A 1,003-nucleotide genomic window follows, 5' to 3' on the forward strand; every position below is an offset into this window, starting at 1 on the left:
GCTAGATGAGTAAGTCCAAGGGGTAGGCACCTGGAGACCTGGGGCGAGGGTGTCGATGTACGGGTTGTGACGACCGACATTGACACCCTCGCGACCGCACTCTACGTCAGAACCGACGACCTGCTCAGGGCGCAACCCTGGCTGGCGCCCTGGCGGCCGAAAGTCGGCCTCGTGCCCAGCCTGACCGATGCCGAGCTGGTCACCCTCGCGGTGATGCAGGCACTGCTGGGACACACCTCCGAAGCCCGCTGGCTGCGCTACGCCAACAAGCACTTGGGCCACTTGTTCCGGTACCTGCCCCAGCAGTCCGGCTACAACAAGCGCCTGCGCAACGCCACCGGACTGATCAAGAACATCATCCGGATCCTCGCCACGGACACCACGCTGTGGACCGACGACGTGTGGGTGATCGACTCGACCCCGGTGGAATGCGGCCGCTCGCGGGAGACCACGAAACGCTCCGATCTGGCCGGGTGGGCGCAGTACGGCTACTGCGCCTCCCATTCCCGCTACTTCTGGGGTCTGCGGCTGCATCTGGTGTGCACCCTGGGCGGTCTGCCGGTCGCGTTCGCGTTGACCGGCGCGAAGGCCGACGAGCGTCAGACGCTGCTCGGTATCTTCGAGGCCGATCCCTCACTGGTGCACGACCGCCCTGGTCAGACCCTGATCGCCGACAAGAACTACTACGGCAAGGCCTTCGAACGCGACCTGGCCGAAGCAGGGGTCGAGCTACTGCGGCCGGCCCGCAAGAACGAGCCCGAGCGGCCTGGCGCGCGACTGTTCAAGCCACTGCGCCAGACCATCGAGTCCATCAACCAGACGTTCAAAGCACAGCTCGACCTTGAACGACACGGCGGACGCACCCCGGCCGGAGTCATAGTCCGTGTCCTGCAACGCGTTCTGGCGCTGACCACCGCGATCTGGCACAACGACAAGTCAGAGCAACCCGTCATGCGGTCGTTAACCGCCTACGATCACTGACCCCTTGGAATCAGTCATCTAG

The 1,003-nt window shown here is 64.7% G+C and carries 1 protein-coding gene; it reads left to right on the forward strand.

Features of this window, described 5'->3' with window-relative positions; translation table 11 throughout:
* Positions 1 to 66: 66 nt before the first annotated feature.
* Complete coding sequence (locus ABZV40_RS46455) at positions 67 to 981, forward strand: IS982 family transposase (RefSeq protein WP_355456524.1); 915 nt, start codon at positions 67 to 69, stop codon at positions 979 to 981.
* Positions 982 to 1,003 lie beyond the last annotated feature (22 nt).

The sequence above is a fragment of the Lentzea sp. NPDC004782 genome (assembly GCF_040609115.1).
Taxonomy (GTDB): domain Bacteria; phylum Actinomycetota; class Actinomycetes; order Mycobacteriales; family Pseudonocardiaceae; genus Lentzea.